3 protein-coding genes are annotated in these 1,575 nt (G+C 30.2%); 2 read left to right on the top strand and 1 reads right to left on the bottom strand.

Annotation, left to right across the window (positions count from 1 at the left end; genetic code table 11):
• Window positions 1–136: 136 nt before the first annotated feature.
• Entirely contained in the window at window positions 137–667 is a 531-nt protein-coding gene (locus FYJ50_RS10415) for a DUF308 domain-containing protein (RefSeq protein WP_205946519.1), read from the bottom strand.
• Window positions 668–740: 73 nt separating this feature from the next.
• On the opposite strand from FYJ50_RS10415, the gene FYJ50_RS10410 reads away from it, so the two are divergent.
• Both FYJ50_RS10410 and FYJ50_RS10780 read left to right on the top strand, forming a co-directional pair.
• Window positions 741–1,280, top strand: coding sequence for a DJ-1/PfpI family protein (locus tag FYJ50_RS10410; RefSeq protein ID WP_154461686.1), 540 nt, complete (start codon window positions 741–743; stop codon window positions 1,278–1,280).
• 126 nt (window positions 1,281–1,406) lie between these two features.
• Complete coding sequence (locus tag FYJ50_RS10780; protein WP_268891882.1) at window positions 1,407–1,535, top strand: hypothetical protein; 129 nt, start codon at window positions 1,407–1,409, stop codon at window positions 1,533–1,535.
• Window positions 1,536–1,575: the final 40 nt, after the last annotated feature.

The following is a 1,575-nucleotide window of genomic DNA, read 5'->3' as shown; positions in this document are numbered from 1 at the left end:
TCCTGGTGGATCGTGAATGTATTCACCATTTCGATATTTAAGTACGCATTCTAATTTAAATTCTTTTGTATATTTCATAATAAAAACCTCCAAAGTTGTTGGTACAACTTTAGAGGTTCACTACAAAATCCCGCTTTTAATTTATATATTTATCTGCTAATAAAGCACCAACTGTGGAGTAAATAGAATATAGAATCATAAGAATTCCAACAATTTTTATAATATTGGATAAGGATTGAATTGGATCTAAAAATAAAGATAAGCCAGCAATAAGAAATAGAATGTTGATAACAAGCATTACAGTGAAAAAAGAATCTTTGTTGTAGCGAAGCAATAAAGTCTTTTTTAATTGCAGCAAAGAACCGATTATAAGAATCACACCAATGACCATTGGTAAAAAAGAAATCACAAGATCTGGTTTGATAGCCATTATTAATCCTGTAATAAAACACATAAATCCTATAAAGAAAGGAGAAGAACCAGTTATTTGTTTAAAGAAAAATATGTAAAGTAAATAAATACCCAGAGTTAAAGAAACAATTCCGATTATTCGAGAAGCTGTTAAAACCAGATGAATGTTGAAAAAAGTGACGATTAGACCAGTGACAAATAAGATCGCATTGGATAATAAAAAATCAACATTCGATGTAAATAATTTATTTTTCATAACTACCTCCAATTTCATTATAATATTTTTTCTTAAGAGTTCAAATGATATAATAAACTCAGGAGGAATGTATATGATAGCTGCAATTATAATGGATAATGGATTTGAAGAGTTAGAAGCGATGGGACCCATTGCTTTATTAAGAAGAGCAGGCATCCAGGTTGATGTGATTCGTGTGGAAGGAAATGAAGTAACAGGAAGATTTAATGTGACATATTCTCCATCTATTTTATTCAGTGAATATGATTTTTCGAAAGCGGATTGTCTGATCCTTCCAGGAGGGCCACATTATCAGAAATTAAAGAAGAATAAAGATGTATTATCTTTAATACATGAATTTGCCAAAAAGAAAGTGTTGGCTGCAATATGTGCTTCACCTACGATTTTAGGACAGGAAGGAATATTAAAAGGAAAAAAATATACTTGTTTTAAAGAATTAGATGAAGATTTTGGTGGAGAGTATCAATATCAGTATGTGGTTACAGATGGAAATATCATAACGGGAATCAGTGCAGCGGCAAGTATTGATTTTGCGTATGCGATTATTGAGAAGCTATTGGGAAAAGAAAAATGTGATCAGGTGAAAGCATCGATTTACTGGGATGCCAGATAAGTTTTAAGCAAGAACATAAATTATTAGAATAGACAAGGTGTAGAAACCTTGTTTTTCTTTTTTAAATCAATAAATTTTTGTTATTTTACATTTTAAATCCGTATATAAATAACAGGAGAAATTAAAATGATAGACTTAAAAAAAGATATTAATTTTCGTTATGTATTCGGAAAAAATGAAGAAAAAAACAGAATGGCTCTTTCTGCAATGATACAGGCCTTTATTGGAGAAAAAGTAGAACATCTGCAGATTTAATCCAGTGAACTGAAAATGGATATGGAAAATGCCAAGGAAA

Source organism: Floccifex porci, assembly GCF_009696175.1.
GTDB lineage: Bacteria > Bacillota_I > Bacilli_A > Erysipelotrichales > Erysipelotrichaceae > Floccifex > Floccifex porci.
This window is presented reverse-complemented; position numbering and strand designations above follow the sequence as displayed.